The 16,028-nt window shown below is 65.9% G+C and carries 11 protein-coding genes; 5 read left to right on the forward strand and 6 right to left on the reverse strand.

The features are described from left to right. Positions 1-83 precede the first annotated feature (83 nt). The 5 genes from EJI01_RS14640 to EJI01_RS14660 all read right to left on the reverse strand — a co-directional run bounded on the left by EJI01_RS14640 (position 84) and on the right by EJI01_RS14660 (position 6,936). Positions 84-713, reverse strand: a complete 630-nt coding sequence (locus EJI01_RS14640; protein ID WP_126837877.1) for a glutaredoxin family protein — start codon at positions 711-713, stop codon at positions 84-86. Between the two features lie 58 nt (positions 714-771). Next, positions 772-2,829 (reverse strand): M3 family metallopeptidase, encoded by a 2,058-nt coding sequence (locus EJI01_RS14645; protein ID WP_126837878.1) that lies wholly within the window; start codon positions 2,827-2,829, stop codon positions 772-774. A gap of 5 nt (positions 2,830-2,834) precedes the next feature. Continuing rightward, positions 2,835-3,686, reverse strand: a complete 852-nt coding sequence (gene folD, locus EJI01_RS14650; RefSeq protein ID WP_126837879.1) for a bifunctional methylenetetrahydrofolate dehydrogenase/methenyltetrahydrofolate cyclohydrolase FolD — start codon at positions 3,684-3,686, stop codon at positions 2,835-2,837. A gap of 77 nt (positions 3,687-3,763) precedes the next feature. Continuing rightward, positions 3,764-4,396: a response regulator transcription factor gene (locus tag EJI01_RS14655; protein ID WP_126837880.1), complete on the reverse strand. Its 633-nt coding sequence runs from the start codon at positions 4,394-4,396 to the stop codon at positions 3,764-3,766. Beyond that, positions 4,393-6,936 (reverse strand): PAS domain-containing sensor histidine kinase, encoded by a 2,544-nt coding sequence (locus EJI01_RS14660; protein ID WP_126837881.1) that lies wholly within the window; start codon positions 6,934-6,936, stop codon positions 4,393-4,395. The genes EJI01_RS14655 and EJI01_RS14660 overlap by 4 nt, the downstream gene beginning before the upstream one ends. 226 nt (positions 6,937-7,162) lie before the next feature. On the opposite strand from EJI01_RS14660, the gene aceE reads away from it, so the two are divergent. The 4 genes from aceE to lpdA are packed head-to-tail and all read left to right on the forward strand — an operon-like array spanning position 7,163 to position 14,007. Continuing rightward, the gene (aceE, locus tag EJI01_RS14665) at positions 7,163-9,889 is read left to right on the forward strand and encodes a pyruvate dehydrogenase (acetyl-transferring), homodimeric type (protein WP_126837882.1); all 2,727 of its coding nucleotides are present in this window, start codon (positions 7,163-7,165) and stop codon (positions 9,887-9,889) included. 46 nt (positions 9,890-9,935) lie between these two features. Continuing rightward, complete coding sequence (gene aceF / locus EJI01_RS14670) at positions 9,936-11,588, forward strand: dihydrolipoyllysine-residue acetyltransferase (protein WP_126837883.1); 1,653 nt, start codon at positions 9,936-9,938, stop codon at positions 11,586-11,588. Continuing rightward, positions 11,585-12,175 carry an MFS transporter gene (locus EJI01_RS14675; protein WP_126837884.1) on the forward strand — a complete coding sequence of 197 codons (591 nt, stop codon included), beginning with the start codon at positions 11,585-11,587 and terminating at the stop codon, positions 12,173-12,175. The genes aceF and EJI01_RS14675 overlap by 4 nt, the downstream gene beginning before the upstream one ends. Then, positions 12,172-14,007, forward strand: a complete 1,836-nt coding sequence (lpdA, locus tag EJI01_RS14680) for a dihydrolipoyl dehydrogenase (protein ID WP_126837885.1) — start codon at positions 12,172-12,174, stop codon at positions 14,005-14,007. The genes EJI01_RS14675 and lpdA overlap by 4 nt, the downstream gene beginning before the upstream one ends. Positions 14,008-14,068: 61 nt before the next feature. Here lpdA and EJI01_RS14685 read toward each other — a convergent pair whose 3' ends face one another. Next, positions 14,069-14,665, reverse strand: a complete 597-nt coding sequence (locus tag EJI01_RS14685; protein ID WP_409513950.1) for a C40 family peptidase — start codon at positions 14,663-14,665, stop codon at positions 14,069-14,071. A 255-nt stretch (positions 14,666-14,920) separates the two neighbouring features. On the opposite strand from EJI01_RS14685, the gene EJI01_RS14690 reads away from it, so the two are divergent. Next, positions 14,921-15,982, forward strand: a complete 1,062-nt coding sequence (locus EJI01_RS14690) for a PQQ-dependent sugar dehydrogenase (protein ID WP_260602466.1) — start codon at positions 14,921-14,923, stop codon at positions 15,980-15,982. Positions 15,983-16,028: the final 46 nt, after the last annotated feature.

The raw sequence follows: 16,028 nt of genomic DNA on the forward strand, positions 1-16,028 counted from the left end.
CGGCACCGGGCGCCCCAAAGCGGCCTGCGGCCCCCTCGGGGGGCAGCGAGTACGCGAAGCGACGGAGCGTGGGGGCTATTGATTCAGAACTTGATGCCGGCCGGATTGCTCGGCGTCGGGCCGGTCGCGGCGGCGGGCGGCGGCGGGTTCGACGGTGCAGGCGCAGCGCGCTGGGGCTGTTGGGCAGCGGGCGCCGGCTGCACGGCCACAAGGGGCTGCGCCGGAGGATTGCGGTAGCTGGCCGGCAACTGGCCGCTCTTGGGATAGCCGGCCGCATCGAGGTACTGCGACCATTCGGCGTCCGAGAAGCCCTTGAGTTGCTGCGATCCGATGGTCAGCAGCGGCAGCGAGGCTTGGCCGCTCAAGCGCTGCAGCGCCTCCACGTCCTCGTTGCTCTTGACCGTCCGTTCGTCGAAGGGGATTCCGCGCGTCACCAGCAGCGAACGGCCCGCGCCGCAGGGCCCGCACTCGTCGCTGGTGTAGAGCGTGACCGGGTAGCGCTGCGCAACCTGCCGCAGCTCGTAGGGCAGGCCGGCGCCGGCGCTCGCCACGCTGCCGCCGCGCGGCGCCGCGGGTTGCGCATTGGCGGCAGGCGGCTGGTCCGAGAAGGTGACCTTGCCATTCTTGTCGACATGGCGGTAGACCGGCTGCGCCAGGGCGGCGCCGGCGGCAAGCAGCAGGGCGAGGCCTGAAAGATGTGTCTTGAGCTTCATCGATGACTTTCGTGATCCGATGGAGCGGAGTATCTCAGGCCGCGCGGGCCGCGCCGCATCAGGCCGGCTGCGCCTCGGTCATTCCCTGGTGGCGCAACAGCGCGTCGAGCTGCGGCTCGCGGCCCCGGAAGGCCTTGAAGGACTCCATCGCGCTGCGGCTGCCGCCGGCTTCGAGGATGGCCTGGCGGTACTTGCGGCCGGTCTCGATGCTCGGCTCGCCATTGGCGCCGGCGGTTTCCTCGAAGGCCGCGTAGGCGTCGGCACTCAGCACCTCGGCCCACTTGTAGCTGTAGTAGCCGGCCGCGTAACCGCCCGAGAAAATGTGGCTGAAGGTATTGGGCGTGCGGCTGAAGGGCGGCGAAGGCATCACCGCGACCTCGTCGCGCACCTTGCCGAGCAGCGCCATCACGTCGCCCGGCTGGGCATTGGCGGCGTCGTACTCGGTATGCAGCAGCATGTCGAACAGCGAGAACTCGATCTGGCGCAGCGTCTGCAGCCCGCTCTGGAAGTTCTTGGCCGCGGTCATCTTGTCGAACAGCGCGCGCGGCAGCGGCTCGCCGGTGTCGACGTGCGAGGTCATGTGCGCGAGCACATCCCACTCCCAGCAGAAGTTCTCCATGAACTGGCTCGGCAGTTCGACCGCATCCCATTCGACCCCGCTGATGCCCGAGACGTCACGCTCGTCGACCTGCGTGAGCATGTGATGCAGGCCGTGGCCGAATTCGTGGAACAGTGTCGTCACGTCGTCATGCGTGAGAAGCGGCGGCTTGCCGTCGACGCCTTCGGCGAAGTTGCAGACCAACTGCGCGACCGGGGTCTGCAGCGTGCCGGTGTCCGGCCTGCGCCAGCGGGCGCGCACATCGTCCATCCAGGCGCCGCCGCGCTTGGCGGCACGGGCGGCAGGGTCCAGATAGAACTGACCGACCTTCTGCCCCGCGCGTTCGATGCGGTAGAACTCGACGCTCGGATGCCACACCGGGGCGCTGTCGCGACGGATCGAGACTTCGAACAGCGTTTCGACGATCTTGAACAGGCCGGCCATGACCTTCGGCGCGGTGAAGTACTGCTTGACCTCCTGCTCGCTGAAGGCGTAGCGCGCTTCCTTGAGCTTCTCGCCGATGTAGCTCCAGTCCCACGGCTGCGGGTCGACGATGCCGAGCTGCTGGGCCGCGAATACGCGCAAGTCCGCCAGATCGCGCTCGCCGTACGGCTTGGCCTTGGCCGCGAGGTCGCGCAGAAACTTGACGACCTGTCCGGCCGACTCCGCCATCTTGGGCACGATAGAAAGCTCGCCGAAGTTGGGATAGCCCAGGAGCTTCGCCTCTTCCTGCCGCAGTGCGAGGATCTCGCGGATCAGCTCGGTATTGTCGAAGGCCGGGTCGCCGAATTCGCTGGCGCGCGTGACGTAGGCGCGATAAAGCTTCTCGCGCAGCGCGCTGCTCCTGGCGAACTGCATAACCGGCAGGTAGGAGGGCATCTTCAGCGTGAGCTTGTAGGCCTCCTTGCCCTCGGCTTCGGCCGCCGCGCGCGCCGCGCTGACGACATCTTCCGGCAGGCCCTCGAGCTCGCCGAGCGGGGCGTAGTACGCGAACGCATCGGTCGCGTCGAGCGCGTTCTCGCTGAACTTCTGGCTCAGCTCGGCCTGGCGCTCCTGGATTTCAGCAAAGCGTTTCTTCGCGTCGCCTTGCAGTTCGGCGCCGCCGAGCACGAAGTTGCGCACGGCGTAGAGGTGCGCCTGGCGCTGCTCTGGATTCAGCGTTGCCGGATCGATTGCCTTGTACTTGGCGTAGAGGCGCTCGTCGGAGCCCAGGCGCGTCCAGAAGGCGGTGACGCGCGGCATCGCTTCGTTGTAGGCGGCGCGCAGTTCCGGCGTGTCGGCGACCGCGTTGAGATGGCCCACGGCGCCCCAGGCGCGGCTGAAACGTTCCGAGGCGACGTCGAGTACCTTGGCGATCGCGCTCCAGTCGGCCGGGAACTCGGGCGTGGTCACCGTTTGCAGCGCGGCCTCAGCGTCGGCGAGCAGCACATCGACGGCGGGCGCGACATGCTCCGGCCTGATCCGGTCGAACAGCGGGAGGTCGTTGAAGTCGAGGAGGGGGTTGTCGTTCATGGCCATGGTGATCAGTTGGCGGCGCGCTCGGCCGCTTCAAGGGTGTTGGCGAGCAGCATGGCGCGGGTCATCGGGCCCACACCACCGGGTACGGGAGTGATCCAGCCGGCCACTTCTTTCACGCTTTCAAAGTCCACGTCGCCTGCGAGCTTGCCGTCGTCCCGGCGGTTCATGCCGACGTCGATGACCACGGCACCCCGTTTCACCATGTCCGCCGTCAGGATGTTGCGCTTGCCGACCGCGGCGACGACCACATCGGCCTGGCGCGTGAGGGCTGCGAGATCCTGCGTCGCGCTGTGGCAGATGGTGACGGTGGCGTTCTTCGCCAGCAGCATCATGGCCATCGGCTTGCCGACGATGTTGCTGCGGCCGATCACCACTGCGTGCCTGCCGCGCAGTTCATAGCCGATCGATTCGAGCATCTTCATGCATCCGTGGGGCGTGCACGGCCAGAAACCCGGCTGACCCACCATCAGCGCACCCGCGCTTGCGACGTGGAATCCGTCCACGTCCTTGGCGGGCGAAATGGCCTCGATGACCCGGTGGCTGTCCATGTGCCGCGGCAGCGGCAGCTGAACCAAGATGCCATGCACCTTGGGATCGTCGTTGAGCGCGCGGATGCGCGCCAGCAGCTCTGCCTCGGTCATCGAAGCGGGGTAGCGTTCGAGGTTCGCCGCGAGGCCGGTTTCGCTGCTGTCGTTGACCTTGTGCTTGACGTAGACCTGGCTCGCGGGATCGTCGCCGACCAGGACGATGGCGAGCGTGGGCTCTATGCCGCGCGCTTTCAGTGCCGCGATGTGGCCTGACACGTCGCCGCGGATTTTTCGGGAGAGGGCGTTGCCGTCGATCAATTGGGCTGTCATCGGATTTGGATTTTCCAAGTAAAAACGCCCGCTTGCGCAGGCGTCGAAGATCGGTATGGCTATCGGGACGATAGCCGCTAGGCTGCCTTGCCGGGCGCCGCCTGTCCCAAGGCGATCTTGAGCAGGTCGGCCACGGTGTTCGCGTTGAGCTTTTCCATGATGTTGGCGCGATGCGCTTCCACCGTCTTGATGCTGATGCCGAGGTCGTCGGCGATCTGCTTGTTGAGCCGGCCGGCGACGATGCGCTCGAGCACCTGCGCCTCGCGGCCGGTCAGCTTGGACAGCAGCGCATCGCGGCTGGCCGACTGCTGGTGCTGCGCGAAGGCGCCGCGTGCGTGTTCGAGCATGCGTTCGACCAGCGCCACCAGCGCCTCGTCGTTGAAGGGCTTCTGGATGAAATCCATCGCGCCCTTCTTCATGCTGTCGACCGCCATCGGCACGTCGCCGTGGCCCGTGATGACGACGATCGGCAGCGGCGAACGGCGCTCGATCAGGCGGTCTTGAAGTTCGATGCCCGACATGCCGCCCATGCGGATGTCGACGATCAGGCAGGCAACCTCGCGCGGGTCGTAGCGGGACAAGAAGGACTCGGCCGAATCGAAGCAGCGAACGCGGTAGTCCTTGCCTTCGAGCAGCCATTGCAACGAATCGCGGACCGCTTCGTCGTCATCGACGACATAGACCGTGCCCTTCTTGGGAATCAAACTCATGCGGGTACCTTCGCCTCGTTGCTTGCTACGGAATCAATAGCGTCCAACACCGGAATCCAGAAGGAAAAACGGCATCCGACCACGTCCGGGCCATTGTAGATGTTCTCTGCCTTCATCCGGCCGCGATGCGACTCGACGATGGTGCGGCAGAGGTTGAGCCCGATGCCCATGCCTTCTGGCTTGGTGGAGAAGAAGGCTTCGTAGAGCCGATCCATCACCTCCGGCGCGAGGCCCATGCCGGTGTCCTGCACCGAGAATTCGACCGCGTTCTGGCCGTCGATGACCTTGGGCAGCACGCGCAGTTCGACGCTGCGGCGCGCCAGCGGCCGGTCGGCCAGGTCGATCGATTCGGCCGCGTTCTTCAGCAGGTTGACCATCACCTGCTCGATCAGGATCGGGTCGACCCGCACCACCGGAAGCCGCGCTGCCACGTAGTGGTTGAGGCGCACGTTGCGGCGCCGCAGCTCGATGCCGGCGAGCTCGACTGCTTCGCTCACCATGGTCGAGACCTCGGCCGGCGTCCGGTTCGGCTCGCTGCGCTTCACGAACGAGCGGATGCGCTGGATGATCTGGCCCGCGCGCTGCGCCTGCTTGGAGGTCTTGTCGAGCGCCGCGAGCAGCGCTTCGGAATCGATCTGCTGCCCGCGGATGCGCGACATCATGCCGTTGCAGTAGTTGGTGATGGCGGTCAGCGGCTGGTTGAGTTCGTGCGCGACGCTGGACGCCATCTCGCCCATGGTGATCAGCCGGCTGGCGGCCTGCGCGCGGTCGGCCTGCGCAGCCGACAGGTCTTCGGCATCGCGCCGCGGCGTGATGTCGGTGGCGATCACGAGTTGCGCCAGCCGCCCGTCGACCCAGGTCAGGTAGCGCGAACGCACCTCGAGCCACTTGCCGAGCTCGGGCACGAAGATCTCGTTGTTGGCCGGCTGCGCGGCGGTCAGCTGGTCGATCGGCAGGCCGGCGAAGGGGTCGACGTCGTCGAGCGCGTCGTCGTGCGCATGCGAGGCCGGCACGCCGGCCTGCGCCACCATGCCCAGGTGCCCGACGGTGTCGGAGCCGAACCAGAGCCGGTACAGCTTGTTGGCGAACAGCAGTTCCTCGCTGCCGAGGGGCGCCACCGACACCGAGGCGTCCAGCGCCTCGAGCACCGTGGTGAAGCGCTCGTAGGACGCCGACAGTTGCTCGCGGATGCGGGTGGGCTCGGTGATGTCGGTCATCGAGGTCATCCAGCCGGTCTGGTGGCCGCGCGCATCGATCAATGGCGACACGTAGAGACGGGCGTTGAACACGCTGCCGTTCTTGCGCTTGACGCGCACCTGGAAGCCGCCGGGCAGCGCGCGGCCGTGCAGCTCTTCCTCGAGACGCTCGTTCATGATCTCGCGGTCGGATTCCAGCCAGTAGGGGAAGGGCGGGGTCTGGCCCACGAGCTCGCTCTCGTCCCAGCCCGTCATCGCGCAGAAGGCCGCGTTGACGTAGGTGATGCGGCCCTCGAGGTCGAGCACGCGCATGCCGGTCAGCATGGAGTTCTCCATCGCGCGCCGGAAGTTGGTTTCGGCCACGAGGGCCTGCTGGGCCTGGAGGCGCCGGCGCGTGTGGCGCCAGGTGCCGATCAGCATCCAGCTCGTGAGCACGCTGAGCGCGCCTACCAGCCAGAACAGGCCATTGCCGACCACGCCTTGCGAAGTGCGGTAGGCCTGCGCGCGCAGCACCAGCGCGTTGCCCACCGGCGAAACCGGGACTTCGTATTCGTTGGTCTGTTCGGACCAGGGCAGAAGGCGGGTTTCGGCCTCGCGCGGGCTCGCGACCGTGTTGCCGGCGATCAGGCCGCCCTTGGCATCCAGCAGCGACACCGCGTAGCGCGCCGACACCTCGGAGGGCATGCCGTAGCGCAGCAGCCCGTCGATCGAGAACTCGCCCAGCACCATGCCCGCGAACAGGCCCTGGTCGAAGAAGGGAATGTGCAACTGAAGCATGGACGGCGGATCGCTGCCGGCCACCGGTTGCGAGAACACCGGCTGGCGCAGCTCGCGCGCCAGTGCGTAGTTGCTCTCGATGTCGCCCGGCCGCAGGACGTCGCCTACCGCATGCTGCTGCGCCGGATGGACGCTGGGCGCCGCGTAGCCTGCCTTGAAACGGCGCCGGTCGTCGATCCAGCTGATCGCCTGCAGCTCGGGAAACTGGCTGACCAGCGATTCTGCGCGGCTCGCGAACTCGGTGGCATCGATCTCGCGGTTGGAGGCATCGCGCGCCAGGCGCATCAGTTGCTCCTGCCGCTCCAGAAGCCGAAGGCGCACGCGCTGCTGCGCGTACTCCACATCGCGCCTGACCGACTCCTGCTCGCGCTCCAACTCTTCCGCGCGCAGGTACCAGAAGGCCGCGACGATGGCTGCAAGAAAGAGCAGCACCGCCGCCAGCGGCGCCAGCATCGCGACCGCATCCTGCAGCACCGGCGTCTGCCGGCGCCACCAGCGCCGCCACCAGGACAGCGGCGACGCATTGACAGCGCTGCGCGCGACCGCGATCGGAGAGGAAAAGGGCATCGCGCGAGTTTAGGGGAAGGGCCTGCCGCGGGAGCGGCAGGCGTGCAGTGCCATGGCTGCGAACGAGGCCGTGTGCTTCATTTCTCCATTGATGAAATTCAATGAATTTCATAATAAGAAAACGTTGCGCACTATTTGAAATTCGGATATTTCTGTGAGAAACTCCCGCGCGCTGCCGGATACGGCACTAAATTACCCAGCCACACCCTTCAAAAAGGAGACAAGCATGTCGGCAATTCCCGAGAACCGGTTCGGTTCGGCCGCGAACGACACGGACGCCCAAGAAACCCGCGAGTGGATGGACGCCCTGTCCGCTGTCATCCAAAGCGAAGGGCCCGATCGCGCGCACTTTCTGCTCGAGCAACTGCTCGAACACGCACGCCAGAACAGCATCGACAAGCCGTTCTCGGCCAATACCGCCTACGTCAACACCATCGAGACGGACCAGGAGGAGCGCTGCACCGGCAATCTGGAGATCGAAGAGCGCCTGCGCGCCTACATGCGCTGGAACGCGATGGCGATGGTCGTGAAGGCCAACCGCCACCATCCTCCTGAAGGGGGTGACCTGGGCGGCCACATCGGCTCCTTCGCCTCGCTGGCCAACATGTTCGGCGCCGGCTTCAACCACTTCTGGCATGCGGAGAGCGAGAACCACGGCGGCGACTGCCTCTACATCCAGGGGCACGTCTCGCCCGGCATCTATGCCCGCGCCTATCTCGAAGGCCGCCTGAGCGAAGAGCAGTTGCTCAACTTCCGCCAGGAGGTCGACGGCAAGGGCCTGTCGAGCTATCCGCATCCGAAACTGATGCCCGAGTTCTGGCAGTTCCCGACCGTCTCGATGGGCCTGGGCCCGCTGATGGCGATCTACCAGGCGCGCTTCCTCAAGTATCTGCATGCCCGCGGCATCGCCAACACCGAGAACCGCAAGGTCTGGGTGTTCTGCGGCGACGGCGAAATGGACGAGGTCGAATCGCTGGGCGCCATCAGCCTGGCGGCGCGCGAGCGGCTCGACAATTTGATCTTCGTCATCAACTGCAACCTGCAGCGCCTGGACGGTCCGGTGCGCGGCAACGGCAAGATCATCCAGGAGCTCGAAGGCGAATTCCGCGGCTCGGGCTGGAACGTGATCAAGCTGATCTGGGGCAGCAGTTGGGACCCGCTGCTCGCGCGCGACAAGGACGGCGTGCTGCGCAAGATCATGATGGAGACGAACGACGGCGACTACCAGTCGTTCAAGGCCAACGACGGCGCCTACGTTCGCAAGCACTTCTTCGGTCGCGATCCGCGCGCGCTGGAGATGGTCGCCAAGATGACCGACGACGAGATCTGGAACCTGCGCCGCGGCGGCCATGACTCGCAGAAGGTGTATGCGGCCTTCGCCGCGGCGGTCAAGCACACGGGCCAGCCTACGGTGCTGCTGGTCAAGACCGTCAAGGGCTTCGGCATGGGCAAGGTCGGCGAGGGCAGGAACACGGTGCACCAGACCAAGAAGCTCGGCGACGAGGACATCAAGGCCTTCCGCGATCGCTTCAACATCCCGATCCCCGACAGCCAGATCGCCGACCTGCCGTTCTACAAGCCGGCAGACGACACGCCGGAGATGAAGTACCTGCACGAGCGCCGCAAGGCACTCGGCGGCTACCTTCCCGCTCGCCGCACCAAGGCCGATGAGAGCTTCACCGTGCCGACGCTGGACACCTTCAAGGCCGTGATGGAGCCTACGGCCGAGGGCCGCGAGATCTCGACCACGCAGGCCTACGTGCGCTTCCTTACGCAGCTGCTGCGCGACAAGGCGCTGGGCCCGCGCGTGGTGCCGATCCTGGTCGACGAAGCGCGCACCTTCGGCATGGAAGGCCTGTTCCGCCAGATCGGCATCTACAACCCCGATGGCCAGCAGTACACCCCGGTCGACAAGGACCAGGTCATGTACTACAAGGAGGACAAGAGCGGCCAGATCCTGCAGGAAGGCATCAACGAGGCCGGCGGCATGTCGAGCTGGATCGCCGCAGCCACCTCGTACAGCACCAACAACCGCATCATGGTGCCGTTCTACGTCTACTACTCGATGTTCGGCTTCCAGCGCATCGGCGACCTGGCCTGGGCAGCGGGCGACATGCAGGCGCGCGGCTTCCTGCTGGGCGGCACCTCGGGGCGCACCACGCTCAACGGCGAGGGCTTGCAGCACGAAGACGGTCACAGCCACATCCTCGCGAACACCATCCCGAACTGCGTGAGCTACGACCCGACCTTCGCGCACGAGGTCGGCGTGATCCTGCACCACGGCCTGAAGCGCATGGTGGAGAAGCAGGACAACGTCTACTACTACCTGACGCTCTTGAACGAGAACTACCCGATGCCCGGCCTGCAGCCCGGCACGGAAGAGCAAATCATCAAGGGCATGTACCTCTGCAAGCAGGCCCCGGTGGTCAAGGCTGCGAAGGGCAAGGAGGCGCCGACGGTGCAACTGCTGGGCAGCGGCACGATCCTGCGCGAGAGCATCGCGGCGCAGGAACTGCTCGAGAAGGACTGGGGCGTCAGTGCCTCCGTGTGGAGCTGCCCGAGCTTCAACGAGCTCACGCGCGACGGCCAGGAGGTCGACCGCTGGAACCTGCTGCATCCGACCGACGAGCCACGCCTGTGCTTCGTCGCCGAGCAGCTTTCGGCGAGCACCGGCCCGGTCGTGGCGTCGACGGACTACATGAAGGCCTACGCCGAGCAGATCCGGCCTTTCATTCCGAAGGGCCGCACCTACAGGGTGCTGGGTACCGACGGCTTCGGGCGCAGCGACTTCCGCAACAAGCTGCGCGAGCACTTCGAAGTCAACCGCCACTACATCGTGGTGGCGGCGCTCAAGGCGCTGGCCGACGAGGGCACGGTGCCGGCGGCCAAGGCGGCCGAGGCGATCAAGAAGTACGGCATCAACGCTGAAAAGATCAACCCGCTCTACGCGTAAACAACAACCAACAATCAACTGCGCCTCTAGGGCGGGAGACACTTTTATGGCAACAGTGGAAGTCAAGGTGCCGGACATCGGCGATTTCGATGAAGTCGCAGTGATCGAAGTGCTGGTGAAGGTGGGCGATTCGGTAGCCGCCGAGCAGTCGCTCATCACGGTGGAGTCGGACAAGGCTTCGATGGAAATTCCATCGAGCCAGGCCGGCGTCGTGAAGGAACTCAAGGTCCAGGTCGGCAGCAAGGTCAAGGAAGGCTCGGTCGTGCTGGTGCTCGAAGGCGAGGGCGCAGCTGCGGCACCTGCTGCATCCACGCCTCCTCCGGCCGCGGCGCCGGCGCCTGCAGCGTCTGCACCGGCGCCGGCTGCGGCTGCGCCGGCTGCGGCCACGGGCCCGATCGAGGTCAAGGTGCCGGACATCGGCGACTTCAAGGACGTCGCCGTGATAGAGGTGCTGGTGAAGCCCGGCGACACCGTCAAGGAAGAGCAATCGCTGATCACGGTCGAGTCGGACAAGGCGTCGATGGAGATTCCATCTTCTGCAGCCGGCGTGCTCAAGGAACTCAAGGTCAAGGTCGGCGACACCGTCAACATCGGCGACCTGATCGCGATCGTCGAAGGTTCGGGCGGAGGCGCTGCCGCTGCTTCGGCGCAGGCTGCTGCGGCGCCCGCATCCGCGAGCGCATCGGCACCTGCGCCCGCCGCCCCGGCACCATCCGCTGCGCCGGCCGCCGCGCCGCCCGCGCACGATCCGACGGTCGCCCCCAGCGGCAAGCTGCCGCATGCATCGCCCTCGGTACGCAAGTTCGCGCGCGAGCTCGGCGTGCCGCTCGAAGAGGTCAAGGGCAGCGGCCCCAAGGGCCGCGTCACGCAGGAAGACATCCAGAACTTCACCCGCGCGGTGATGAGCGGCGCGGCCGGCACCAAGGCCGCGGCGGTCAAGGCGCCCGCGGGCGGCGGCGGCGAAGCCCTCGGCCTGCTGCCGTGGCCCAAGGTCGACTTCACCAAGTTCGGCACCGTCGAGCGCAAGGACCTGTCGCGCATCAAGAAGATCAGCGGCGCCAACCTGCACCGCAACTGGGTGATGATTCCGCACGTCACCAACAACGACGAAGCCGACATCACCGAGCTCGAAGCCTTCCGCGTTTCGACCAACAAGGAGAACGAGAAGTCCGGCGTCAAGGTGACGATGCTGGCTTTCGTGATCAAGGCGGTGGTCTCGGCGCTGAAGAAATACCCCGAGTTCAACACCAGCCTGGACGGCGACACGCTCGTCTACAAGCAGTACTACAACATCGGCTTCGCGGCCGATACGCCCAACGGGCTCGTGGTGCCGGTGCTCAAGGATGCCGACAAGAAGGGCGTGCTCCAGATCAGCCAGGAGATGGGCGAGCTCGCGAAGAAGGCGCGCGACGGCAAGCTCGGCTCGGCCGACATGCAGGGCGGCTGCTTCTCGATCAGCTCGCTCGGCGGCATCGGCGGAACGCACTTCACGCCGATCATCAACGCGCCCGAAGTCGCGATCCTCGGCCTGTCCAAGAGTGCGACCAAGCCGGTGTGGGACGGCAAGGCCTTCCAGCCGCGCCTGATCCTGCCCTTGTCGCTGTCCTACGACCATCGCGTCATCGATGGCGCCTCGGCCGCGCGATTCAATGCGTACCTGGGCCAGGTCCTCGCCGACTTCCGCCGCGTTCTCCTATGACGACCGTCGTGGCCGTCCGTAAAGGCGGCCAAGTGGTGATGGCGGCCGATGCGCTGGTGACCTTCGGGGATACGCGCCTGTCCTTCAATGCCGAGGCGAACCAGAAGCTCTTCAAGGTCGCCGATGCTGAGGGCGAGAGCGTCTTCGCCGTTGCCGGCGCGGCTGCGCACTTCCTCGTGCTGCAGCAGGCGCTGGCGGCCCAGCCGGCGGATGCGCTGCGCTTCGGCAGCAAGGACCAGATCTTCCGCACCTTCACGCTGCTGCATCCGGTGCTGAAGGAGTCCTTCTTTCTGCAGACCAAGGAAGACGAGCACGATCCCTACGAATCGAGCCAGTTCACGATGCTGCTTGCCAACCCGAGCGGCATCTACGGGATCTACAGCTACCGCGAGGTCTTCGAGTTCAAGCAGTTCTGGAGCATCGGCTCGGGACGCAGCTTTGCGCTCGGCGCCATGCACGCGGCCTACGACAAGGCACGCTCGGCGCGCGAGATTGCGGAAGCCGGCGTCGCCGCGGCCTGCGAATTCGATCGCAATTCGGCAGCCCCCATCGACGTTCTCACACTCAAACTGAAGGTGTCCAAATGAGCGAACAGCAAATCAAGGTGCCGGACATCGGCGATTTCGACGAAGTCGCGGTGATCGAGGTGCTGGTGAAAGTGGGCGACACGGTGAAGGCCGAGCAGTCGCTGATCACGGTGGAGTCGGACAAGGCTTCGATGGAAATTCCTTCCTCGCATGCCGGCGTCGTGAAGGCGCTGGCCGTGAAGGTCGGCGACAAGGTGAGCGAAGGCTCGGTGGTGCTGACGCTGGATGTGGCGGAAGGCGCCGCGGCGCCGGCACCTGCGGCAGCAGCACCGGCAGCACCGGCAGCGCCGGCCGCGGCACCCGCCGCCGCGGCGCCGAAGCAGGCGCCGGCGCCCGCGCAAGCGCCGGCCGTGGCGTCGAGCTACACCGGGTCGGTCGACCTCGAATGCGATCTGCTGGTGCTGGGCGCCGGCCCCGGCGGCTATTCGGCCGCCTTCCGCGCGGCCGACCTCGGTCTGAAGGTGGTGCTGGTCGAGCGCTATGCGACGCTGGGCGGGGTCTGTCTCAACGTCGGCTGCATTCCTTCGAAGGCCTTGCTGCACGTGGCCGCGGTGATCGACGAGGTCAGGCATTTCGCCGACCTCGGCGTGAGCTACGACGAACCCAAGGTCGACCGCGCCAAGCTGCTCGGCCGCAAGAACAAAGTGGTGGGGAAGCTCACCGGCGGCCTCTCCGCGATGGCGAAGATGCGCAAGGTAACGACGGTGCGCGGCATCGGCGAATTCGTCGACCCATACCACGTCAAGGTGCAGGAAACCACGGGCGACGGCAAGGCCACCACCGACAAGGCGCAGACGGTCAAGTTCCGCCACTGCGTCATCGCTGCCGGCTCGCAGGCCGTGCACCTGCCCTTCATGCCCAAGGACCCGCGGGTGGTGGATTCGACCGGCGCGCTGGAGCTCGGCGTCGATCCCAAGCGCATGCTGATCCTGGGCGGCGGCATCATCGGCCTCGAGATGGGCTCGGTCTACTCCACGCTGGGTGCCCGGCTCGACGTGGTCGAGATGCTCGACGGCCTGATGCAGGGCGCCGACCGCGACCTGGTCAAGGTCTGGCAGAAGCTCAATGCGCCGCGCTTCGACAACATCATGCTGAAGACCAAGACGGTCGGTGCCGAGGCCACCAAGGACGGCATCCGCGTCAGCTTCGAAGGCGAGCAGGCGCCGAAGGAACCGCAGCTCTACGACCTGGTGCTGCAGGCCGTGGGCCGCAGCCCCAACGGCAAGAAGATCGGCGCCGAGAAGGCCGGCGTGAACGTCAGCGATCGCGGCTTCATTCCGGTCGACATCCAGATGCGCACCAACGTGCCGCACATCTTCGCGGTCGGCGACATCGTCGGCCAGCCGATGCTGGAGCACAAGGCGGTGCACGAGGCGCACGTGGCGGCCGAGGTGATCGCCGGCGAGCAGAAGGGCGACAAGGAACTGGCGAGCGCGGCCTTCAACGCCCGCGTGATCCCCAGCGTGGCCTACACCGACCCCGAGATCGCCTGGGTCGGGCTCACCGAAGACCAGGCCAAGGCCGAGGGCGTGAAGATCGAGAAGGGCCTGTTCCCTTGGACCGCTTCGGGACGCGCGATCGCCAACGGCCGGGACGAGGGTTTCACCAAGCTGCTGTTCGATGCCGAATCGCACCGCATCGTCGGCGGCGGCATCGTGGGCACGCACGCTGGCGACATGATCGGAGAGATCGCCCTGGCGATCGAGATGGGCGCCGATGCGATCGACATCGGCAAGACGATCCACCCGCACCCGACGCTCGGCGAGAGCATCGGTCTGGCGGCGGAGGCGGCGCACGGCCACTGCACGGATCTGCCGCCAGTCAAACGCTGAAGACATCCGCCCAAAAAGAAACCCGCCGGCCGGCGGGTTTCTTTTTGGGTGAGCGCTCGACTCAGTCGCCGGTGTTGGCGTTGATCTCGCCCTGCGCCGCCTGCACGCGGCGGGCACCGCTGAAGCGGCGCTGCCAGTAGCTTCCGCTCATGTCTTCGACACGGACCTGCGCGCCGGGCTTGGGAGAATGGATGAACTTGCCTTCGCCGACGTAGATGCCCACATGGCTGAATGCGCGGCGCATGGTGTTGAAGAACACGAGGTCGCCGGGCTTGAGTTCGCTGCGATCGATTTTCTGGGTGGCGGCGGCCTGTTCTTCGGCGCGGCGCGGCAGCAGGTATCCGACCGTCTGGTTGTACATCGCGCGCACGAAGCCGCTGCAGTCGAAGCCGGTTTCCGCCGTGTTGCCGCCGCGCCGGTAGGGCACGCCCAGGAAACCGATGGCGGTAACGACCAGATCGGATGTTCGGTCGACGACGGTCTGGCGAACCTGCTGGAGCTGATTGACCAGCCCCTTGTCGGCAAGCAGGGAGTCCAGTTCTTCAGTGCGGTCTTGTTGCGGTGCGGCATGAGCGGCGAATGCAATCAAGAGGCAGACAGGTAGGAGAAATCGCATGGCGCGTAGGATATGGATGACAAATAGTGATGTCAATTTCATGCGGTTTCGGGATTCTGCACGCAACCCGTTGTTGCGGCTACACTTTTTACATACGCTGATTTTATGAAATGTAAAGCTCTCCGTTATCAGCCATAAGTTGTTCCCTGATGTAAAGCAAAAGGTTTTAGTTATGGGCGATACTTTTTTGCCTGATGCGCTTTCACTCATTTCGAAGGATCCGGCATGAATTCATCGAAAGTATTCAAGATGACGTGGTTTCGGATTGCGTTGGCGGCGGGTCTGGCGACCGCCGCAATGGGTCTCGCGATGGCGGCGCCGCGGCCGGAAGTGGTCGCGTCGGGCCTTGAAAATCCCTGGGGCGTGGGCTTTCTCCCAGACGGGCGCTTCCTGGTGACCGAGAAGTCCGGCCGCATTCGCGTCGTCGGCGCAGACGGCAAGCTCGGCGCACCGCTCGCCGGCCTGCCCGCCATCGCCAGCGGCGGCCAGGGCGGGCTGTTGGATGTGCTGGTCGATTCCGCCTTCGCCAGGAACCGTACCTTCTATTTCTGCTACTCCGAACCCGAAGCGGGCGGCTCGGCCAACGGCACGGCTCTGGCGCGCGCACAACTGTCGTCGGACGGCAGCCGCCTCGAAGGCCTGAAGGTGATCTTCAGCCAGCGTCCCAAGGTCGCCAGCCGCAACCATTTCGGCTGCCGCATCGTCGAGGCGAAGGACGGCAGTCTGTTCCTCACGCTGGGCGACCGCTTCAGCCGCAAGGAAGACGCGCAGAAGCTCGACAACCACGTGGGCAAGCTCCTGCGCATCGCCAAGGACGGCAGCGCGCCCGCGGACAATCCCTTCGTCGGCCGGGCCGGTGCGCTGCCCGAGATCTGGAGCTACGGCCATCGCAACGGCCAGGGCGCCGCACTGGCACCCGACGGGAAGCTCTGGATGCACGAGCACGGCCCGCAGGGCGGCGACGAGATCAACATCCCCGAGGCCGGCCGCAACTACGGCTGGCCGGTAATTACCTACGGCGAGAACTACGGCGGCGGCAAGGTTGGCGACGGCATCACGCGCAAGGAGGGGATGGAGCAGCCGCTGCACTACTGGGCCCCTTCGATCGCTCCTTCGGGCATGGCCTTCTTGACCAGCGACCGCTACGGCGCGGGCTGGAAGGGCAATCTCTTCGTGGGGTCGCTCAAGTTCGGCTACCTCGACCGCATCGAGCTCAAGGGCGGCAAGGTCGTCGCCGAACACAAGATGCTGGAAGAAGGCAGGGCGCGCATCCGCGATGTGAAGCAAGGCCCGGACGGGCTGCTCTACATCCTGACGGACGAATCCGACGGCAAGCTGCTGCGCTTGCGGCCGAACTGAGCGGGGCGACCAGGCCATCGGTTCGGTGGTACGGTCTAGCCCCTCG

Source organism: Variovorax sp. MHTC-1, from assembly GCF_003984645.1.
Classification (GTDB): domain Bacteria; phylum Pseudomonadota; class Gammaproteobacteria; order Burkholderiales; family Burkholderiaceae_C; genus Variovorax.

Bases quoted from the DNA above. Each gene is read 5' to 3' on its own strand.
- EJI01_RS14640 (WP_126837877.1), bottom strand. From the start codon at position 713: ATGAAGCTCAAGACACATCTTTCAGGCCTCGCCCTGCTGCTTGCCGCC.
- EJI01_RS14645 (WP_126837878.1), bottom strand. From the start codon at position 2,829: ATGGCCATGAACGACAACCCCCTCCTCGACTTCAACGACCTCCCGCTG.
- folD (WP_126837879.1), bottom strand. From the start codon at position 3,686: ATGACAGCCCAATTGATCGACGGCAACGCCCTCTCCCGAAAAATCCGC.
- EJI01_RS14655 (WP_126837880.1), bottom strand. From the start codon at position 4,396: ATGAGTTTGATTCCCAAGAAGGGCACGGTCTATGTCGTCGATGACGAC.
- EJI01_RS14660 (WP_126837881.1), bottom strand. From the start codon at position 6,936: ATGCCCTTTTCCTCTCCGATCGCGGTCGCGCGCAGCGCTGTCAATGCG.
- aceE (WP_126837882.1), top strand. From the start codon at position 7,163: ATGTCGGCAATTCCCGAGAACCGGTTCGGTTCGGCCGCGAACGACACG.
- aceF (WP_126837883.1), top strand. From the start codon at position 9,936: ATGGCAACAGTGGAAGTCAAGGTGCCGGACATCGGCGATTTCGATGAA.
- EJI01_RS14675 (WP_126837884.1), top strand. From the start codon at position 11,585: ATGACGACCGTCGTGGCCGTCCGTAAAGGCGGCCAAGTGGTGATGGCG.
- lpdA (WP_126837885.1), top strand. From the start codon at position 12,172: ATGAGCGAACAGCAAATCAAGGTGCCGGACATCGGCGATTTCGACGAA.
- EJI01_RS14685 (WP_409513950.1), bottom strand. From the start codon at position 14,665: ATGAAATTGACATCACTATTTGTCATCCATATCCTACGCGCCATGCGA.
- EJI01_RS14690 (WP_260602466.1), top strand. From the start codon at position 14,921: ATGGGTCTCGCGATGGCGGCGCCGCGGCCGGAAGTGGTCGCGTCGGGC.